Origin of the sequence: Acinetobacter soli, assembly GCF_018139125.1 — a bacterium.
Lineage (GTDB): Bacteria > Pseudomonadota > Gammaproteobacteria > Pseudomonadales > Moraxellaceae > Acinetobacter > Acinetobacter soli.
Map to the genome: position 1 here is coordinate 1,507,213 of NZ_CP073241.1, position 19,525 is coordinate 1,526,737.

General features: G+C 45.3%; 16 protein-coding genes. 5 read left to right on the forward strand and 11 right to left on the reverse strand.

Annotation, left to right across the window (positions count from 1 at the left end):
• Positions 1–26: 26 nt before the first annotated feature.
• Entirely contained in the window at positions 27–1,442 is a 1,416-nt protein-coding gene (locus tag KCV09_RS06880) for a GntP family permease (protein ID WP_004939072.1), read from the reverse strand.
• Between the two features lie 483 nt (positions 1,443–1,925).
• Here KCV09_RS06880 and KCV09_RS06885 point away from each other — a divergent pair, with 483 nt between their 5' ends.
• The 5 genes from KCV09_RS06885 (at position 1,926) to KCV09_RS06905 (ending at position 7,122) form a co-directional block, all read left to right on the forward strand.
• Positions 1,926–2,828 (forward strand): LysR family transcriptional regulator, encoded by a 903-nt coding sequence (locus KCV09_RS06885; RefSeq protein ID WP_025094920.1) that lies wholly within the window; start codon positions 1,926–1,928, stop codon positions 2,826–2,828.
• Between the two features lie 183 nt (positions 2,829–3,011).
• Positions 3,012–3,716 carry a CoA transferase subunit A gene (locus tag KCV09_RS06890; protein WP_151964831.1) on the forward strand — a complete coding sequence of 235 codons (705 nt, stop codon included), beginning with the start codon at positions 3,012–3,014 and terminating at the stop codon, positions 3,714–3,716.
• A gap of 2 nt (positions 3,717–3,718) precedes the next feature.
• The gene (locus KCV09_RS06895) at positions 3,719–4,360 is read left to right on the forward strand and encodes a 3-oxoacid CoA-transferase subunit B (RefSeq protein ID WP_149930213.1); all 642 of its coding nucleotides are present in this window, start codon (positions 3,719–3,721) and stop codon (positions 4,358–4,360) included.
• Positions 4,361–4,478: 118 nt separating this feature from the next.
• Entirely contained in the window at positions 4,479–5,888 is a 1,410-nt protein-coding gene (locus KCV09_RS06900) for a short-chain fatty acid transporter (RefSeq protein WP_004948517.1), read from the forward strand.
• A gap of 55 nt (positions 5,889–5,943) precedes the next feature.
• Positions 5,944–7,122, forward strand: a complete 1,179-nt coding sequence (locus tag KCV09_RS06905; RefSeq protein WP_212515718.1) for a thiolase family protein — start codon at positions 5,944–5,946, stop codon at positions 7,120–7,122.
• Between the two features lie 77 nt (positions 7,123–7,199).
• On the opposite strand, the gene KCV09_RS06910 is transcribed toward KCV09_RS06905, so the two are convergent.
• From KCV09_RS06910 to glnT, 10 genes are all read right to left on the reverse strand, one after another.
• Complete coding sequence (locus tag KCV09_RS06910) at positions 7,200–8,936, reverse strand: acetyl/propionyl/methylcrotonyl-CoA carboxylase subunit alpha (RefSeq protein WP_212515719.1); 1,737 nt, start codon at positions 8,934–8,936, stop codon at positions 7,200–7,202.
• Positions 8,937–8,943: 7 nt separating this feature from the next.
• The gene (locus tag KCV09_RS06915; RefSeq protein ID WP_151815545.1) at positions 8,944–10,533 is read right to left on the reverse strand and encodes a 5-oxoprolinase subunit B/C family protein; all 1,590 of its coding nucleotides are present in this window, start codon (positions 10,531–10,533) and stop codon (positions 8,944–8,946) included.
• Between the two features lie 19 nt (positions 10,534–10,552).
• On the reverse strand, positions 10,553–11,365 hold the full coding sequence (locus tag KCV09_RS06920; RefSeq protein ID WP_004939095.1) for a putative hydro-lyase: 813 nt from the start codon (positions 11,363–11,365) through the stop codon (positions 10,553–10,555).
• On the reverse strand, positions 11,366–12,130 hold the full coding sequence (locus KCV09_RS06925) for a LamB/YcsF family protein (protein ID WP_151808301.1): 765 nt from the start codon (positions 12,128–12,130) through the stop codon (positions 11,366–11,368).
• Between the two features lie 11 nt (positions 12,131–12,141).
• A complete protein-coding gene (locus KCV09_RS06930) occupies positions 12,142–13,368 on the reverse strand; it encodes an NRAMP family divalent metal transporter (protein ID WP_004939104.1) in 1,227 nt (408 codons plus the stop codon).
• A 379-nt stretch (positions 13,369–13,747) separates the two neighbouring features.
• Positions 13,748–14,677, reverse strand: a complete 930-nt coding sequence (locus tag KCV09_RS06935) for a LysR family transcriptional regulator (RefSeq protein ID WP_025094928.1) — start codon at positions 14,675–14,677, stop codon at positions 13,748–13,750.
• Positions 14,678–14,828: 151 nt separating this feature from the next.
• Positions 14,829–16,163, reverse strand: a complete 1,335-nt coding sequence (locus KCV09_RS06940) for an FMN-binding glutamate synthase family protein (RefSeq protein WP_004939108.1) — start codon at positions 16,161–16,163, stop codon at positions 14,829–14,831.
• Between the two features lie 27 nt (positions 16,164–16,190).
• Positions 16,191–16,919: a GltB/FmdC/FwdC-like GXGXG domain-containing protein gene (locus KCV09_RS06945; protein WP_004948533.1), complete on the reverse strand. Its 729-nt coding sequence runs from the start codon at positions 16,917–16,919 to the stop codon at positions 16,191–16,193.
• Between the two features lie 31 nt (positions 16,920–16,950).
• A complete protein-coding gene (locus KCV09_RS06950; protein WP_212515720.1) occupies positions 16,951–17,874 on the reverse strand; it encodes a class II glutamine amidotransferase in 924 nt (307 codons plus the stop codon).
• A gap of 47 nt (positions 17,875–17,921) precedes the next feature.
• Entirely contained in the window at positions 17,922–19,313 is a 1,392-nt protein-coding gene (gene glnT / locus KCV09_RS06955; RefSeq protein ID WP_228301575.1) for a type III glutamate--ammonia ligase, read from the reverse strand.
• Between the last annotated feature and the right edge of the window lie 212 nt (positions 19,314–19,525).

Sequence of the window (19,525 nt, forward strand, 5' to 3'; positions counted from 1 at the left end):
TTGCGCGTGTACACCTTTAATATGAGTTAGACAATACCGAACCATGTAAATGCGGCAATCACCACAAATACGGCCATGGTTTTGATTATCGTGACTGCAAAAATATCTTTATACGATTGCTTATGTGTTAATCCCGTCACGGCCAACAAGGTAATGACAGCGCCATTGTGCGGTAGCGTATCCATACCACCCGATGCCATGGCTACCACGCGATGCATCACTTCAGGCGGTATGCCCGCAGCCAAGATCGCAGCGTTGTATTGTTCGGCCATTGCACTGAGCGCAATACTCATACCGCCCGATGCAGATCCGGTAATCCCGGCCAGCGTGGTGGTGGTAATCGCGCCATTGACCAATGGATTGGTAAAGGTATTACTCAAGGCATGGCTAATGAGTGCAAAACCCGGTAAGGCTGCAATAATGGCACCGAATCCGTACTCCGATGCGGTATTCATGACCGCAAGCAAAGACCCGCCGATACTGGCATTAACCCCCTCTTTAAACTGACTTACCACACGCTGATAATCAAACAGAACGGCCGCGATAATCCCGACGATGAGTGCCAGACCAACAGCCCAGATGGCACCGGTTTTTGCAACATCGACCGTGTAATTTGCAAGGCCAATCGCATTGAAATCGAATCCGTTGGGATACCATGTTTTGATGGCACCCGACAAATACTTGTTCATGACTGCAACCAAAATCAGGGGGACAAATGCCAATAATTGACGCCCAGCCGAGCCATTATTTTTAGCATCGACCACGGTGCTCGCCGCCACTAGATCTGCTTGATCAAAACCGGCATAGCCTTCACCTGCTTTTGCAGCCACACGGCGACGCCACTCCAGATAAGCCAAGCCCATGCACAATACAAAAATTGCCCCGATAATGCCCAAGAATGGCGCGGCATAAATATTGGTTCCAAAAAATGTGGTTGGAATTACGTTTTGAATTTGGGGCGTTCCAGGCAATGCATCCATGGTAAACGTAAATGCACCGAGTGCAATGGTCCCCGGAATCAGACGCTTTGGAATATTGGCCTGCTGAAATAACTGATTGGCAAACGGATAAATCGCAAATACTGCCACAAACAAGCTCACACCGCTGTAGGTCAGAATTGCACCGAGTAATACCACCGTCAAAATGGCTTTTTTAGCCCCAATCAAGTTCACAATGGTTTTGGCAATCGACTCTGCAATACCAGACATTTCGACCACTTTTCCGAAAATTGCACCAAGCAAAAATACTAAAAAGTAATCTTTAATAAAATTAACCATTTTGGGCATAAATACGCCCGAATAAAATGGTAAAACATTGGCTGGATTGATCAGCATCACCGCTAATAAGGCACATAGCGGTGCCATTAAAATGACTGAGAAGCCGCGATAGGCTGTATACATCAGCAGCCCTAACGACAGCAAAATGACAAATAATTCCCACATATTCTTTTACTCCATTACCAAGAATACATCTCAGGTACAGCCCCCATATCTTGCCTAAACGTGGGTTTTGGCCGACCTCATCCTTGTCTCGACACAATTGCTTAAAATAAAAAGCAATCATTAAAATATAAAACCGCTTTAATATTTTAAAATATCAACAAAAAGAAAAAATACAAGAAGATTAATTTTAATTTATTAATAAATAAATTTATATCATTAAAAATCATGGTTTTAATATTATAAAAAACAATATTCCTATTTATTTATAAAACAAATTGTTTATTTTAAAAAACTCATTAATCATTTTAATAAATAAATGTCGCATTATTTTAATATGAATCTATTTCAAAAAATCTTAACGTTTTATATCCCTTAAAACGAATCAGCACGACACACTGGTTTTACAAAAATAACCGCATAAAACTTGATAAATTCCATATAATTACATAACAAAAATCAAAAAATCGATCAGGATGACCTCGCATGACCCTCAAGCAACTGAAAGCATTTTTGGTACTCGCAAGAACGTTGAATTACGCCAGTGCCTCAACTGAGCTACATTTGAGTCAGTCTGCATTGAGCTTAAGCATTAAATCTCTCGAAGAAGAACTGGGCGGAAAGCTGTTTAAGCGCAATACCCGACGTGTCGAGCTGACCCAAGAAGGCCTCTCCTTGATTCCATTTGCACGTAAATTGCTGGCCAACTGGGAAGACATGGAAAAAGACGTCAAACAGCGTTTTAAATTACACCGTGGCACACTCAGCATCGCCTCTATGCCCTTTGTGACCCATGCTATTTTGCCTGAGGTGATCAAGATTTTTTCCAGTGAACATCCAAATCTCAGTTTTTCCATTCACGATATTCCCAACGAACGAATTATTGAAAATGTTCTGGATGGTATATTCGAACTGGGTATTTGTTTTGAGCCTGTGATGAACGAACAGCTTGAATTTAAACCACTCTTTGATGAAGACTTTTTGGCACTTGTGCCTAAGCATCATCCATTGGCTCAGCAAAATAGCGTGCAGTGGCCTGAATTATATGCCTGCCCGTTTGTGACGCTACAACATCCATCGATTGTGCGGCATCTGCTCGAACAAAATGCACAACAACACGGCTTAATTTTAGATTTGAAAGTTGAGTGCCATCAAATCAGTACCCTCTCAAGTTTGGTCGCACTCGATATAGGAGTCAGTGCCATTCCGCGTCATTTTCAAAATTTTATCGATAAAGAACACAATGTCTTGCTTGAAATCGAAAACAGCGATGTGCATCAGGCGGTCGGGATTGTCTATAAAAAAGATGGTGAACTCTCCAATGTCTCGTTACAGTTTATTGAAGCGCTCACACGTTTTTCTTATGCCTCGATTTTAAAAAGCGCCTGATGATGGGCTTTTTATGATGGATTCAGCTTTGTCCTTTGATTTGCGATTGTCGTTATCGTGTTGTCTTTGATTGTTAAATCAGCATCATTAATAAGTTTTCCTCATTAAACCTTTAAAATTTTCAACTTCTTTAAGCAAGTTGCAAATGCTAAAACTAAAAACAAGGGATTATGAGTAAAGACAATGAATAAAGTTTATTCAAGTGCAGCCGATGCACTTCAGGACATCGTCAAAGATCATCAAACCATTGCAGTTGGTGGTTTTGGTTTATGTGGCATACCAGAAGCATTAATCAATGCGCTCAAAGATACGCAAGTGAAGCACCTCACCTGTATTTCCAACAATGCGGGTGTCGACGATTTTGGCTTAGGGTTATTACTGCAAACCCGTCAAATCAAAAAAATGATTTCTTCGTATGTCGGTGAAAATAAAGAGTTCGAACGTCAGTATCTCAATGGTGAACTTGAGGTCGAACTCACCCCTCAGGGCACGCTGGCCGAAAAATTGCGTGCCGGTGGCTCAGGCATTCCTGCATTTTATACCCAAACCGGTGTCGGTACGCTCATTGCAGAAGGTAAAGAGCAACGTGAATTTGACGGCAAAACCTATATTTTAGAGCAATCTCTCACTGCCGATATCGCACTGGTGAAAGCCTACAAGGCCGATAAAGCCGGCAACCTAATCTTTCGTAAAACGGCTCGAAACTTTAATCCCGAATGTGCAATGGCTGGCAAAATCACCGTCGCTGAAGTCGAGGAAATTGTCGAGACCGGTACATTAGATCCAGATGACATTCATTTGGCCGGTATTTTTGTCAATCGCGTGGTGCTCAATGCGACCCCGGAAAAGCGGATTGAACAAAAAACCCTAAAAGCACAGGAAGCATAATCATGGCATGGACCCGCGAGCAAATGGCACAACGTGCCGCAAAAGAGTTACAAGACGGATTTTATGTAAATTTAGGCATTGGTTTACCCACTTTGGTGGCCAATTATATTCCAGAAGATGTTGAAGTCTGGTTGCAATCGGAAAATGGATTACTCGGTATTGGTGAGTTTCCAACAGAAGACAGCGTCGATGCCGATTTAATCAATGCAGGTAAACAAACCGTGACTGCCCGATCCGGCGCAGCGTTTTTTTCGAGCAGTGAATCCTTCGGCATGATTCGAGGTGGTCATGTAAATATCGCTATTCTGGGCGCGATGGAAGTTTCTGAGCAAGGCGATTTAGCCAACTGGATGATTCCCGGCAAAAAAGTCAAAGGTATGGGTGGTGCCATGGATTTGGTGGTCGGTGTACAGCGTGTTGTGGTGCTGATGGAGCACTGCGCAAAAGATGGTTCACCTAAAATAGTGCCAAACTGCAACTTGCCACTCACAGGTCAGCGCGTCGTGCATCGTATTATCACCGATATGGGTGTGATGGATGTAGTCGACGGTGGGATTGAACTGATTGAACTGGCCGACGGCGTTCGCTTCGAAGACATTCAGGCCGCAACAGGTGTAACGCTACGCAATACAGCACCCGCTTAAGCGATGTTGCTGATGATAAAAAACCGGTTCCATGACGGAATTTTAAAATAAAAAACCGAATCGGCAGCCTTATGCCGATTCGGTGTATCTATCTAAAACGACAAAATGGATGTTGATTATGGATAAACAACCCGCTTTATTGGAGCGTTTTGCGCTAAAAGTCAGTAACTGGTCTGAAAAATGGTTCCCCGATTCCTACATTTTTGCCTTATTGGGCGTGATTATTGTCTCAGTGGCTGCCATCTTTATTGGTGCACCAGTTAAAGATGTGGCTGGTGCTTTTGGAAACGGTTTTTGGAGCCTGATTCCCTTTACGCTGCAAATGACCATGCTGATTATTGTCGGTTATGTGGTGTCGGTGTCGGCACCGGTTAAAAAACTGATTCATAAAATGGCCCGAATTCCACATTCGGGCCGTAGTGCAATTGTGCTGGTCGCGACAGTGAGCTTACTGGTGTCGTTGGTCAACTGGGCGATCAGTACCATTTTGACGGCCTTACTGGTGATTGCACTAGCCAAGCGTAAAGAACTCAATATGGATTATCGCGCTGCTGCGGCTGCTGCAATCATTGGGATGGGCGCCACATGGGCATTGGGAATTAGCTCATCTGCCGCACAGCTTCAAGCCAACAAGGCCAGTCTGCCAGAATCGATTTATAATCTCACCGGCGTTATTCCATTTACCGAAACCATTTTTTTGTGGCAATCTTTAGTCATGACACTGGTACTGGTGATTGTTTCGATCGTGATTGCCTACTGGTCGGCGCCAAAAGGGCAAAACGTCAAAACGATGCAAGATTTCCAGCTTGATTTTGACGAAGATGAAAAAGTCGAGGAGAAGTCTAATCGTCCGGGAGACTGGCTCGAAAACTCTCCAATCTTAACCATTTTGGTGGTAGTACTCGGCTTAATCTGGATGGCTCTTGAGTTTTCTAAAAACAATCCGATTATTGCCATTTCCAGCCTGAACACCTACAACTTTATTTTTCTGATGCTCGGCCTTGCTCTGCATCGCACACCACGCAACTTTTTAAATGCCGTGAGTAAAGCTGTACCTGCGGTTTCGGGTGTACTGATTCAATTTCCGCTTTACGGCAGTATTGCCTTTATTATGACCCAAGCAGTGAATGCGCAAGATTTTTCATTGTCGCATTATATTGCCGAGTTTTTTGTCTCGATTGCCTCGCATGATACCTTTGCTGTGGTGATGGGAATCTACTCGGCTATTTTGGGATTTTTTGTACCCTCTGGTGGCGGCAAATGGATCATTGAGGCGCCGTATGTCATGCAGGCTGCGATCGACTTAAAGTACCATTTAGGTTGGTCGGTACAAATCTACAATGCAGCCGAGGCCTTACCAAACTTAATCAATCCATTTTTTATGCTGCCCATGTTGGGAATCTTGAAACTCAAAGCCAAAGACGTGATTGGATTTACCGTGACTCAACTGGTGGTACATTTGCCTTTGGTGATGTTTTTACTTTGGATCTTAGGCAAAACCCTGACCTACAGCCCTCCCGTATTTTAAATTTTCATGATGGGTTTGATGGCGATCTGTCAAACCCCAAAAGAAGGAATTGAACATGTCAAAAGTCATCATTGCCGCAGCCACTCGAACCCCGATGGGAAGTTTTCAAGGCAGTCTCTCCGATTTGCAGGCCCCCGATTTAGGTGCCGTGGTCATTCGACGCGTGGTTGAACAGACTCAGCTTGCAGTCGATGATATTAATGAAGTAATTATGGGCTGCGTGCTACCTGCCGGATTAAAGCAAGGTCCTGCACGACAGGCGATGCGTAAAGCCGGACTCCCCGATCATGTGGGTGCAACCACCATTAATAAAGTCTGTGGTTCAGGCATGAAAGCTGCAATGTTTGCAACCGACGCCATTCAAGCCGGCAGTATTTCGATTGCGGTAGTGGGCGGTATGGAATCGATGACCAATGCGCCATATCTGTTGCCTAAAGCGCGTTCGGGTTATCGTATGGGCCATGGTCAGGTGCTTGACCATATGTTTTTAGATGGTCTTGAAGATGCCTACACTGGCCGCGCGATGGGTTCTTATGCGCAGGAAATGGCCGATCAGAAAAACTATACTCGTGAAGCCATGGATGCCTTTGCCATTCGGTCTTTAACGCGGGCACAAACAGCCATTGCCGAAGGATATTTTGACGCTGAAATTACGCCTGTGACTGTTCAAACACGTAAAGGTGACATCACCGTTGTACATGATGAAAATCCGGGCAATGCCAAAATTGATAAAATACCAAGCTTAAAACCAGCTTTTGCCAAAGATGGAACAGTGACTGCCGCCAATTCTAGTTCAATTAGTGATGGCGCCTCTGCACTGCTGATTGTGTCCGAACAAGAAGCCAAAACGCGTCAGTTGCCTCAATTGGCCGAAATTAAGGGTTACGTCTCAAATTCGCAGCGCCCTGAAGAGTTTACGATCGCACCAGTGGGTGCAATTGAAAAGTTACTGAAAAAAGTCGGTTGGTCGGCTGAGGAAGTCGACCTTTGGGAGATCAATGAAGCTTTTGCGATGGTCACCATGGCAGCCATTGATGCCTTTGCGCTTGATCCTGAAAAAGTCAATATTCATGGTGGTGCCTGCGCCTTGGGGCATCCACTTGGATCTTCCGGCTCACGTATTATTGTAACGCTGATTCATGCACTCAAACGTCTGAACAAGCGTAAAGGTGTTGCGGCGCTGTGTATTGGTGGCGGAGAAGCCACTGCTATTGCCATTGAACTGATTGACTAAATCTCGATACTCGGGGGCTGCCTATCGCATCTCCCGAGTGTTTAAATAATAACATCGGCTATTTAAAAGACAGCGTTTTAAGAAGTCGCGATGATTTCCGCGATCTTTTCATCTGCCTTCAAGGTTTTTCCGGTTTGAGCCAGATGTTGCAGTGTACCAGCTTGATGTGCCATTACTTGAATCTCCATTTTCATGGCTTCCATAATCGCAATCACCTCACCTTTTGCAACCTGCGCACCTTCTAGAACTTTCCATGTAGTAATGACCCCATTAATCGGTGCAATCACATCATTTGGGCTGCTGCTTTGCTCAACTAGACTTTCACGACTCGGTTGAGACTGAGCTGCAAAGCCGCTAAACATGCCTATCGGTAAACCCACGCGGTGTAACTTACCGTCAATTTCCAGCATAAAATGCTGTACACCACTTTGACTGCTCAGCGAACTGCGCGGTGCAACATCAAAGTTATGCTGAAAATCCTGTTCAATCCAGCGCGTATGCACCTGAAAATTTTCAGTGAAATCCGGTTGTGTCAGTACTGCTCGATGAAATGGCAATACCGATGCAACGCCTTCAATTTCAAAAGTCGCAAGTGCTCGTCGGGCGCGCTGCAATGCAATCTCTCGGGTTGGGCCGTATACAATCAGCTTGGCCATCAGTGAGTCGAAGTGACTAGACACCAGACTGCCCGAGAGCACACCAGTATCGAGACGCACCCCCAGACCAAAAGGTGCGGTAAATTTTTCGATCCGTCCAAAAGCTGGAATAAAGCCACGCGCCGGATCTTCAGCATTAATTCGAAACTCGATTGCATGACCTTGAGGTTGTGGTGTCTCTTGAATACTTAAAGGCCGACCCAATGCAATCTGGATTTGTTCACAAACCAGATCGATGCCTGAGGTCATTTCCGTGACCGGATGTTCAACCTGTAAGCGGGTGTTTACTTCCAAGAAAGATAATTTGCCATCTCGACTCAGTAAATATTCGACCGTTCCCGCACCCACATATTGCGCAGCTCGGCAAATATTGGTCGATGAGCTAAGAATTTGTTGATGTATATGTTCATCAATAAACGGTGCAGGTGCCTCCTCCACCAATTTTTGATTGCGTCGCTGTAATGAACAATCACGGGTTCCCACCACTACGACATGACCATGCTGATCGGCGATAATCTGCGCTTCCAGATGACGGGGTTTATCCAGATATTGCTCGACAAAACATTCACCACGACCAAATGCAGCAATGGCTTCACGTACCGCAGACTCATACAACGCTTCAACTTCTTCGAGCTGCCATGCCACTTTCAAACCGCGGCCACCGCCACCAAATGCAGCCTTAATGGCCATAGGTAAGCCATAGGTTTGAGCAAATTCAAGTGCCTCTTGGGCATTGTTTAAGGGCTGAGCTGTACCATGAACCAACGGAGCACCCACCGATGCCGCAATTTTTCTGGCTTCGATCTTGTCGCCTAACTTTTCAATACTTTCTGGCGAAGGCCCAATCCAGATCAGGCCGGCATCTAACACAGCCTGCGCAAATTCGGCACGCTCAGATAAAAAGCCATAGCCAGGATGGATCATGGTGGCCTGCGCATTTTGTGCAATTTCAATCAAACGCGGAATATTCAGGTAAGTCTCTTTGGCGGTAACGCCAGACAATGCCCATGCCTCATCGGCATATTGAACATGCAAACTGTCAATATCATCATCGGCATACACCGCAATAGATGGAATGTTTAAATCTTTACATGCCTGAATGACACGTACTGCAATCTCACCACGGTTGGCAATTAAAATTTTATGTTGTTTGTCCATTATCTATTTACTCGGCGTCCAAATCTAAAACATGTGTAAATTGGCGAAACTGAATGAAAGCACCCGGCGGAATTTGCGCAACTTTATTCAGATCGTGTGTGGCAACAGCCGCCAATACCGGATAACCGCCAGTCAAAGGGTGATCATTCATAAACAAAACGGGCTGACCATTGGGCGGGATTTGTAAAGCACCTGTACAGGTTCCCTCGCTGGGTAGCTCTTGCTGAATCTGTCGCTTTAATCCATGTGGTGCCTTTAAACGCAATCCCACGCGGTTGCTTTCGTGTGTGACCTGCCATTGCTGCTTAAAAAACTGCTGAATACTTTCCGGTTCAAACCAGTCGGTGCGTGGCCCTAAAACCACATCGATTTCGATAACTTCACCGACTTTCGCTAGCTGCTCTGGTGCCTGCGCATAAAGTTCAACCGCACTTACAGCAGCGTTACCCACACAGATCAGATCATGTACCTGTAAAGGGGCTGGCCCTAACTCAGCCAAAGTATCGTAACTTGCGCTTCCTAATACGTGTGCAGTGGCAACGCCACCACGCACGGCAAGATAGTTGCGTATTCCAGCCTGTGGTGGATCGATCTGAAGCATGTCTTCTGGATCAAGTGCCAATGCGGTATAACCAGAAACACGACTACGTACCGCATTTCGATCAATCACCCAAATATTGCTCTGTGCCCCTGTCACAGCGACAACAGTGGGTGCTAATACTTTGAATTTTACTCCACCGTTGAGCACCTCAAGTGCCGCCGCATCTGGGCGATTACCCACAATCTGATTAGCCAAATGATAAGCAGCACGGTCCATGGCACCTGCCGCGCCTACGCCCATGGCGGCGACGTGCTTGCGGCCTTCGTCTTGAATCAGGGTTTGCAGGCCTGCCTGTAATACCTCTAAAACAGGCAAAAGCTCAGACTGTGCGACATCAGCCGTTTTAAGGTCCACATCATGTACAGCCACATGGGTTGGTCGATGCGTCACATCGATAAACTGAACCTGATCGCCGGGCAGTAATAATGCCGGATGCTCGCGTGTCAGATCCCACATTTTGCAGGTGGTTTGCCCAATGAGTTGCCAACCGCCGGGACTATCTTTGGGATAAATCCCAGAATATTCACCTGCCAATGCCACCGAACCGGATTGGATTTTTTTACGTGGTGAATCCAGTCGCGGTACGCTACCAAAGGGCTGGTCTGCACGGCTTAAATAACCAAAGCCGGGTGCAAAACCAATAAATGCCACCTGCCACGGCGCTTGAATATGTCGCTCAATCACTTCTTTTACTGATAAGTTGAGTAGTTCAGCGACATGCGGTAAATCAGGCCCGTCATAGCAAACTTCTATCTCGATATGACGATGATTTGACTGCGTATCGGCACTTGGTTTTTGTGCTTTAATCCAATGGATGAGTGCTCTGGCAGTGATTTGAAGCGGATTGAAATACACTAAAATGGTTGCTGCGGCAGGTACCATTTCACGTATATGCGGATGCGCGGCGTCTCGCAAATGTCGATACAACTGCATGGTGTGTTGTAAATCACCCAGTTCGATTAGAAGACTGTCGCTATTTACAGATAAAAATCGCATCTCGAAGTTCTCCTTATCCTTAGCGCATCCATGCCCGATCTGGCACATCGGTGATCAGCATATGTCCCGGCGCGTGACTGATCGCAAACGGAATTTTTGATTGCATGACAGCAGCTTGTGGCGTCACACCGCATGCCCAAAAGACCGGAATTTCATCGCTTAATATGCGAGGTGCATCGCCAAAATCTGGACAATTCAGATCTGAAATTCCCAAGCTTTCTGGGTGGCCAATATGCACTGGCGCCCCATGAACATTGGGCATTTTTGCAGTAATTTGTACGGCCTGACTCACTTGTGATGCTTTAATTGGACGCATAGAGACGACCAGTCGACCTGAAATTCGTCCTGCGGGAACACATTCAATATCGGTGAGGTACATCGGAACATTTCGTTGGTCTTGAATATGACGGACTTCGATACCAGCCTCTATCAGAGCTGTTTCGAAGGAGAAACTACATCCAATTAAAAACGTCACCAAGTCGTTGTGCTGATTCCAGATGGAAGTGGCATCGGTCACTTCATCGGTACATTGACCGTGTTCCCAAATTCGATACCGCGGAAAGTCGGTGCGAATATCATGGCCAGGTTCTTGAATGAGTTTGCTTTGAAACTGGCCAGCTTCAATTACATCAAGTACAGGGCAGCTTTGTGGATTGCGCTGGCTATACAGTAAAAAGTCATAGGCCCATGCCTTGGGAACCGAAATCATGTTGACCTGCGTTAGGCCCGCCGCCAAGCCAGCCGTCGGGAGGTCAAAGCCATTACGAATGTCATAGCGTGCTTGCTTTGCAGCATAAAGCGCTTCACCATGGGCAAATTGTAGCTGATTCATTTAAGTGCCCTCACAAAATGAGCGGATCTCGATACCCTCTTGAATCAAGGCCTCACGTATGGCTGCTGCCATCGCCAATGCGCCCTCGGTATCGCCGTGCAAGCAAATACTCTGTGCATCGATTGGTGTAAATTGACCATCAATTGAGACAACACCTCCTTCTTTGAGCATACTCACTACACGTTGTGCCACAAAGTCGGCATCATGTAGCACCGCACCAGGCAACCGACGCGATACCAATGATCCATCAGCATTGTACGCACGGTCTGCAAAGGCTTCGGCCACCACCTGAAGGCCTTGCTGCTGGGCATATTTAATCAAGCTTGAACCAGCAAGTGCCACCAACGTCAGGTCTGAATCCATCTTTTTGATTGCATCAATTACGGCTCTGGCCTGCTCCAAATCTGTGGCAATCGTGTTGTACAGCGCGCCATGTGGCTTTACATATTTCACTTCGGTGCCTGCCGCTTTGGCTAAACCTTGCAAAGCCGCAATCTGATACATCACATCAGTCATGAGTTCATCGTAAGAAAGCTGCATATTACGGCGCCCGAAACCGACCAGATCTGGATAAGACACATGTGCCCCGACCGTCACCTGTAACTGTGCTGCCTGTTTCAAGGTATTAAAAATACCCAGCGGATCACCGGCATGGAAACCGCAGGCAATATTAGCGCTGCTGACAATGGGTAGAATCTGTGCATCATTCCCCATGCTCCAAGATCCGTAGCTTTCACCTAAATCACTATTCAAATCGATACGCATATGGGAATGTCCTATAGAGTTTTGAGGTAATTAAAAATCGTGTTAAACGATACATAACCCATGTACCACGTAAGCAAGCAGGTCAGTACGCCTAAAACGGTCAGCCACATTGGGTAGTTGTAGCCGCCGAGCATATCTTTACGGCATGCGGCAACATATACAAAGATAGTCAGACCAATCGGTAGAACCAGACCGTTTAAACCGCCGACAAATACCAATAGGCTCGCTGGCGTTGCGCCAATCAAGACATAGAGCAACAATGCAAGCGCAATAAAAATAATGGTACAAAAGTTACGCTGCTTGAGGTCGAGGTCTTTTTTAAATGCTGTAAAGAACGAAACTGAAGTGTAAGCTGCACCAATTGAACTACTGATACCGGCTGCCCAAAAAATGAGGCCAAACAGTTTAAATCCGAACTCACCGGCAGCATATTGAAAGGCTTGAGCGGCTGGGTTGGCATTGTGCGATGCCAAATCAATGGTTGCGCCACTGACCACTACACCTAAAATCGCCAAGAACAGTACATAGCGCATTACGCCAACCACCACAATGCCTTTGGTTGCAGCACGTGAGACTTCTGCAATGTGCTCAGGACCCACGGCACCTTTATCGAGCAATCGGTGCGCACCGGCATAGCAGATGTAGCCCCCAACTGTTCCGCCTACAATAGTAGTAATACTGGCAAAGTCGACATGGCTTGGCAAAATCGTTTGATGAAATGCATCGGCCATTGGCGGTGCCACAATAAAAGCCACCACGACAATAATCGCGATTTTTAAAATACCCAGAATGATCATGCTCTTATCGACCACCAAACTGGCTTTACGCGATGCAAAAATCATAATTGCCATAGCACCACTAATGACACCGCCCCATTTGGTATCGAGTCCAAACAAGGCATTTAATCCGAGCGCCGCCCCGGCAATATTACCGATATTGAAAAAGAATCCTCCAAAAATAACCAGCACTGCAAGTACATAGCCACTTCCGGGCAACGCAATATTGGCAATGTCTGGAGCACGCTTTTGTGTTAGTGTGACCACGCGCCAGATATTTTGCTGTACCACATAATCAATAATAATCGAGAGTAAAATACCAAACCCGAATGCAGCGCCCATTTTGACGGTAAATGTTGCAGTTTGGGTAAGAAAACCCGGCCCCATGGCTGATGTTGCCATTAAGAAAATCGAGGCAACAATCGCCCACTGCCGTTCACTAAAAAATGTCTTTTTGTCCATAAAATTTATTCGCTCTTTGCTTAGCCTGAGGAGGAATCACGTTGCCCTGAGCAAGAAACAGATTTTAGTTTCTTCACTAATGTTGGCGCTTATTTACTTAAACACAGCAGACAGGATTGGAACAATATTTACACAGCATGAATGATAAAAAATAACTTATTCATTTATATGGTTTTTTTGATTTAAAATTAATTAATAATCTTTGCTTATCGATATCGATTAGCTACGGTTATATCTAAAAAAATAAATATTAAAAATCAGTACTTTAATAGTGCATACTGCACTTATATGACGCACTTTTTTGCGCTGATCTGGACACATCCAAATGAGTTCATTTAAGAACTCATCTTAATCAAATGCAGAGCGGTTGAGCGTGTATTTAACGATAATCATCGCCATCAAACTGGTTATTGAGCTTACGCAGTGAGTGCTGTGCAATCTGCTGCGCAATTTTCGACAAACTTTGTTTTACCAGATCATCTTTACCCGCAATATACACACACGAAAAACGAAATGGCTTTAATACCAACTCAGAGGGCAAAATCTGTAACCGTTTTTCACGTAGTTCGTGAATCACCGATAAATGTGGAATAATCCCAATTCCCATACCTTCTTCGGTCATTTTAATTAAAGTGGCTAAGGAGTAACTAGTAATGGTTTTAGGTTCTTTTAAGCCGTGCTGCATCAGCTGATTTTTTAAATCCATATAGGGATAGGTCATTTTGGGATAAGTCAAAATGGTGCTATTGGACACATCCTTGAGAGTAAGCTGACGCTCTAAAAAGCGTTTGTGGAAACGTGGTGCAATTAAAAAACTGTGTTGAAACTGACATAGTGGTATTTCTACACAATCAAAATTACAGCTTGATTCAAGTAAAAACGCCATATCCAGTTCGCCCGCTTCAACCGCTTGTTTGAGCATGGGGGTAATATTAATCACAATATCGAAAGTTACAGCAGGATACTCTTGTTGCACTTGCTCGATAAAATCGACCAGCCAAGTGTGTACAATCGTTTCTGCAACACCCAAGCGAATGGTGGCCTGAAGTGCCGTTTTTTCAGACAATGCTTTGAGTAACTCATGATTGAGTTGAATATATTTTTCTGCGTAGGCGTAAACGATTTGGCCTTTTTCGGTCAATTGCAAGCTGCGTGATGTCCGCTCTAAAAGCTTGACTCCAAGTTCTTGCTCAAAGGTATTTAAACGCTGAGACACCGCAGGTTGTGTGGTATTAAGTTTAACTGCGGCTTTATTAAAACTATTTAAACGGGCCACCCAATAAAAATTTTCAATACTTTTAAAGTTCATTAGCTAAACCCGTACACCACGATGTGACTTAAGGATTAGCATCATATCTGAATTATCCTGTTCTTTTCTATTTTTAAATGAATTAACACCCGACGCATAAAGCACCCTTTTTAGGTGCTTTATGCTCAAATAACGCTCACAAGGTCGATACTTAATATTGGAGTTGCCCCGGTACCCAGTTGGTTCCAGCCAATGGCACACGTGCCATGGCAGCGGCTTCTACTGTTAGGGCAACCAGATCTTCTGGATCGAGGTTATGTAGATGTGATTTACCACAAGCACGCGCCATGGTTTGAGCTTCCAAAACCAATACGCGCAAATAGTTGGCTAAATGTCGACCACCCTCAATTGGATCTAGACGATTGGCAAGTTCTGGATCTTGGGTGGTAATTCCAGCAGGGTCACGGCCATTTTGCCAATCGTCATAATAGCCTGATGCCGAACCGATTTTTTTCAGTTCATCATCAAGGCGTGGATGGTTATCCCCCAAAGCAATCAAGGCAGCAGTACCAATTGCGACTGCATCGGCACCGAGTGCCATCGCTTTTGCCACATCTGCACCAGTGCGGATACCGCCAGAGACAATCAGTTGTACTTTACGGTGCATGCCCATTTCCTGTAGAGCCTGAATCGCTTGGGGAATGGCAGATAAAATTGGAATTCCCACATGCTCAATAAATACTTCTTGAGTCGCGGCTGTTCCACCTTGCATGCCATCGAGTACAATCACATCTGCACCTGCCTTAACTGCAAGCTTGACATCATAATAAGGACGACTTGCTCCAATTTTGACATAAATCGGTTTTTCCCAGTCTGTGATCTCGCGGATTTCGGCAATTTTGATGGCCAAATCATCTGGCCCAGTCCAGTCTGGATGTCGGCAGGCGCTTCGTTGATCGACGCCGACAGGCAAAGTGCGCATTCCCGCCACACGCTCTGTCACTTTCATTCCGAGCAGCATACCGCCGCCCCCAGGTTTGGCCCCTTGCCCCAAGACAATCTCAATGGCATCGGCTTTACGTAAATCGTCTGGGTTCATACCATAGCGCGATGGCAAGTATTGATATACCAGCGTTTCGGAATGCCCACGCTCTTCGGGGGTCATCCCGCCATCACCTGTGGTAGTAGACGTACCGACCATACTCGCGCCACGGCCTAAAGATTCCTTGGCATTGGCAGATAACGCACCAAAGCTCATTCCTGCAATGGTCACAGGAATTTTTAGATGAATCGGTTTTTTGGCAAAACGTGTGCCTAAAACCACATCGGTACCACATTTTTCTCGATACCCTTCTAGCGGATAACGAGACATACTCGCACCCAGCAATAATAAATCATCAAAATGTGGCAGATGACGTTTGGTACCACCACCGCGAATATCATAGATTCCGGTCGCGGCAGCACGTTGAATTTCCTGAATGGTCAAACGATCAAACGTAGCCGATTCACGTAGTACTGGTTCAAATTGAGTAGCTGATTGTGTCATGGTTATTTCTCCGATCTACGTTTGATCTTAGTAAGCAGATGCATTGTCTACTTTGAAGTTATAAAGTTGGCGGGCTGAACCATAGCGTTTAAACGAGGTTGGGGATTCGTTAAAACCAGCTTTGGCCAGCAGCTCCGCCAATTCGGCAAGATGTTCAGCACGCATTTCTTTTTCAATGCAGTCTGAACCTAAAGATTTTACGGCTCCTTTCACATAAATACGGGTTTCATAAAGAGAGTCGCCCAGTGCATCACCTGCATCACCACAGACGACCAAACGGCCCGCTTGCCCCATAAAACAGCTCATATGACCGATATTGCCTCCCACGACAATATCTACACCTTTCATAGAAATACCACAGCGTGCGCCTGCATCCCCTTCAATTACCAGCAATCCTCCATGTGCAGTTGCACCCGCAGCCTGAGAGGCATTGCCCTTGATACGCACAGAGCCGGACATCATGTTTTCTGCAACGCCTACCCCAACGTTACCATTTACGACAATATCCGCTTCCTGATTCATGCCTGCACAGTAATATCCTGCATGACCATCAATGGTGACCGAAATCGGAGCTTTAATCCCCACCGCTATATTATGTATACCCGCAGGGTTTTTAACCGTCCAATGTGCAATTTCATTGACCAGATCCTTGCTATGCAATGCCTGATTGAGATCGCGTACGCTATCTAGATTTAAATCGTAAGTATCTTTTAAAAGTGTTTGCTCAATTTTGTCTGCCAATACTGTGCTGTTCATACTGCTGCTCCTGATTTTTTAACCGTTTAACTTATGCCGCTACGTTCGTTTTGGCTGACGAACGCTCCCATACATACAAGGTGGCTGGTTCGGGTTCCCACACTTTGGCTTGATCGATATTGGGTAAAGAAGCCAATGCCTGATACTCAGAGGCCATCGCAACGTAATCTTCGGTTTCGGCCAGTACAGCAGGTTTGCATGCAATCGGATCGCGAATAACAGCAAAGCCATCACGGGTTCCAATCGCAAAGGTAAAGAAACCATCCAGATCATCGAGTGCGTGATTCAACGCCTGCTCCAGATTATCGCCCTGCTGTAAACGCCAAGTGAGATAACCTGCTGCAACTTCGGTATCGTTATCTGTTTCAAAGCTAATACCTTCACGCTTTAACTCTTGACGTAAACGTGCGTGATTCGATAACGAGCCGTTGTGAACCAGACATAAATCGGCACCTGTTGAAAATGGATGACTTCCCTCCATGGTTACGGCACTTTCAGTGGCCATACGGGTATGTCCGATAATGTGGCTACCTTTCATGTTGGCAAGGCCAAAGCGTTCAGAAATTTCGACAGGTAAGCCCATGCCTTTTAAAATTTCGATACTTTGTCCAACACTCATGATTTTTAGTTCAGGGGCAATTTCATCGATTGCTGCACGCACTATTTCTTCATCTGCTTTAACTTTTACGACGGCAGCAGTTGCATTTTGAAACCAGTCAAAACCTGTAGATAATTTTGCTTGAAGCTTTTGTGCAAATGTCTGCCAGTTAAACGTTTCATCTGTGGTTTGCAAGGTTAATTTGACCCAGCCGTCTTGAACCTCATCACCATAAATCGCAAAGCCTGCGCTATCGGGACCACGACCGGTCATGGCTTGCAGCATTGGCTCAAACAATTTGCCAAGTTGGGATTCAAGCGCAGGATTTTTAAGATATAAACCAACGATTCCACACATAGGATGTCTCCAAAATTTAATTTTTAATCTGTTTGTTGTTTAAGGCTTTAGAAAAACTCTGTATAGCGCTGAATTTCCCAGTCGGACACATGGCGGCAGTATTCCACCCACTCCATGCTTTTTTGTTCAATAAATTCGTTCACAATTTCAGATCCCATTTTCTGTGCAAACAGTGGATCTGCTTTGAGTGCATCAATGGCTTCTTTAAGCGACTGCGGTAAGGTTTGAATGCCACGTGCTGCAATTTCTTCAAGCCCAAGGCTATATAGGTTTTCATTACAGGCCGGTGGTGGCATCAGTTCGCGTTCGATTCCGTCAAGTCCTGCTGCAATAATGGCAGCCGACACCAGATAAGGATTACAGCCTGCATCGGGCAAGCGCAGCTCAATACGACCATACGGAATACGCACCATGGCTGAGCGGTTGTTGCCGCCATATGCAATAAAGGCTGGTGCCCATGTCGCGCCAGAGAGTGAACGACCCACCACGAGGCGTTTATAAGAATTTACCGTTGGTGCGCAAAAAGCACAGAGTGCCGGACCATGTTCAAGCAGACCTGCAATAAAGTGGTAGGCCATTTTCGATAGACCCATTCCACTTGGATCACTGGCATCATGAAAAAGATTGCTATTTTTTTCACTGCCGATCGACAAATGAAAATGCATGCCGTTGCCTGCACGCTTCGGGTCAGGTTTTGGCATAAATGAACAAATCATGCCTAAATCGTTGGCAATTTCACCCGCAGCCATACGGAAAAAGGTAAACATATCTGCCGACTTCATGGCATCTGCATAGGTATAGTTGATTTCAAACTGACCGTTGGCATCTTCATGATCGATCTGATAAATATCAAAACCCACAGGAATGAGAGCTTCAGTTAATCGTTCTAAAAATTCGCGTGAACGAGACAAGCCTTTATAGTCATAACAAGGTTTATCCAGATTATCGGAGTCGTCTACCATTTTGAGTTTGCCGTCTTCGCCACGACGAAACAGGCTAAATTCCGGCTCAAGCCCAGTGTTTAATGTCCAGCCTTGAGCTTTTAGACGCTCGACTTGCTGGCGCAGTACATAACGTGAATCATATGGATGCGGCTTTCCATTCACATACCCTTCACAGACCACCCGTCCGTAACCCGGTTGCCAAGGGACTGGAGTTAAAGTAGATAAATCGCCTTTCACCATAAAGTCAGGACCATGGGGTTGCATTCCCATACCAGAAATAGCAAAACCTGCAAATCCGACACCGTCTTTCTCAATTGCTTTTAAGCCCGAAATCGGGACCGACTTGGTTTTGGCAGCACCATGAATATCAACAAATTGCGCCAAAACATATTTTAAATGATGCTGATCAATGACCTTTTGTACTTCTGGACGGTACATCGGTTGACTGGTCAATTCATATTGATCAAACATCTCCTTCACGGCTTGCTGCAACATAATTGACATACTCCTAATATGGCAAAACTGTATTTGGCTCAAAAAATGCACGTTCGTTTCTTAAATTGTTTAGCTTTCAATACAAGAAACTTTGTTTCCTATAAAGAAAGCAAATCCCTTGCCAACTTTTAAAAATTTCTTTTGTTTTTGTAATAAACGATCATATACGCCATATATTCCCAATAAGAATATATATTTCATCACAAGATTTT

Coding starts and splice junctions, on each gene's coding strand:
- KCV09_RS06880 (WP_004939072.1), bottom strand. CDS start 1,442: ATGTGGGAATTATTTGTCATTTTGCTGTCGTTAGGGCTGCTGATGTAT.
- KCV09_RS06885 (WP_025094920.1), top strand. CDS start 1,926: ATGACCCTCAAGCAACTGAAAGCATTTTTGGTACTCGCAAGAACGTTG.
- KCV09_RS06890 (WP_151964831.1), top strand. CDS start 3,012: ATGAATAAAGTTTATTCAAGTGCAGCCGATGCACTTCAGGACATCGTC.
- KCV09_RS06895 (WP_149930213.1), top strand. CDS start 3,719: ATGGCATGGACCCGCGAGCAAATGGCACAACGTGCCGCAAAAGAGTTA.
- KCV09_RS06900 (WP_004948517.1), top strand. CDS start 4,479: ATGGATAAACAACCCGCTTTATTGGAGCGTTTTGCGCTAAAAGTCAGT.
- KCV09_RS06905 (WP_212515718.1), top strand. CDS start 5,944: ATGTCAAAAGTCATCATTGCCGCAGCCACTCGAACCCCGATGGGAAGT.
- KCV09_RS06910 (WP_212515719.1), bottom strand. CDS start 8,936: ATGGACAAACAACATAAAATTTTAATTGCCAACCGTGGTGAGATTGCA.
- KCV09_RS06915 (WP_151815545.1), bottom strand. CDS start 10,533: ATGCGATTTTTATCTGTAAATAGCGACAGTCTTCTAATCGAACTGGGT.
- KCV09_RS06920 (WP_004939095.1), bottom strand. CDS start 11,365: ATGAATCAGCTACAATTTGCCCATGGTGAAGCGCTTTATGCTGCAAAG.
- KCV09_RS06925 (WP_151808301.1), bottom strand. CDS start 12,130: ATGCGTATCGATTTGAATAGTGATTTAGGTGAAAGCTACGGATCTTGG.
- KCV09_RS06930 (WP_004939104.1), bottom strand. CDS start 13,368: ATGGACAAAAAGACATTTTTTAGTGAACGGCAGTGGGCGATTGTTGCC.
- KCV09_RS06935 (WP_025094928.1), bottom strand. CDS start 14,677: ATGAACTTTAAAAGTATTGAAAATTTTTATTGGGTGGCCCGTTTAAAT.
- KCV09_RS06940 (WP_004939108.1), bottom strand. CDS start 16,163: ATGACACAATCAGCTACTCAATTTGAACCAGTACTACGTGAATCGGCT.
- KCV09_RS06945 (WP_004948533.1), bottom strand. CDS start 16,919: ATGAACAGCACAGTATTGGCAGACAAAATTGAGCAAACACTTTTAAAA.
- KCV09_RS06950 (WP_212515720.1), bottom strand. CDS start 17,874: ATGTGTGGAATCGTTGGTTTATATCTTAAAAATCCTGCGCTTGAATCC.
- glnT (WP_228301575.1), bottom strand. CDS start 19,313: ATGTTGCAGCAAGCCGTGAAGGAGATGTTTGATCAATATGAATTGACC.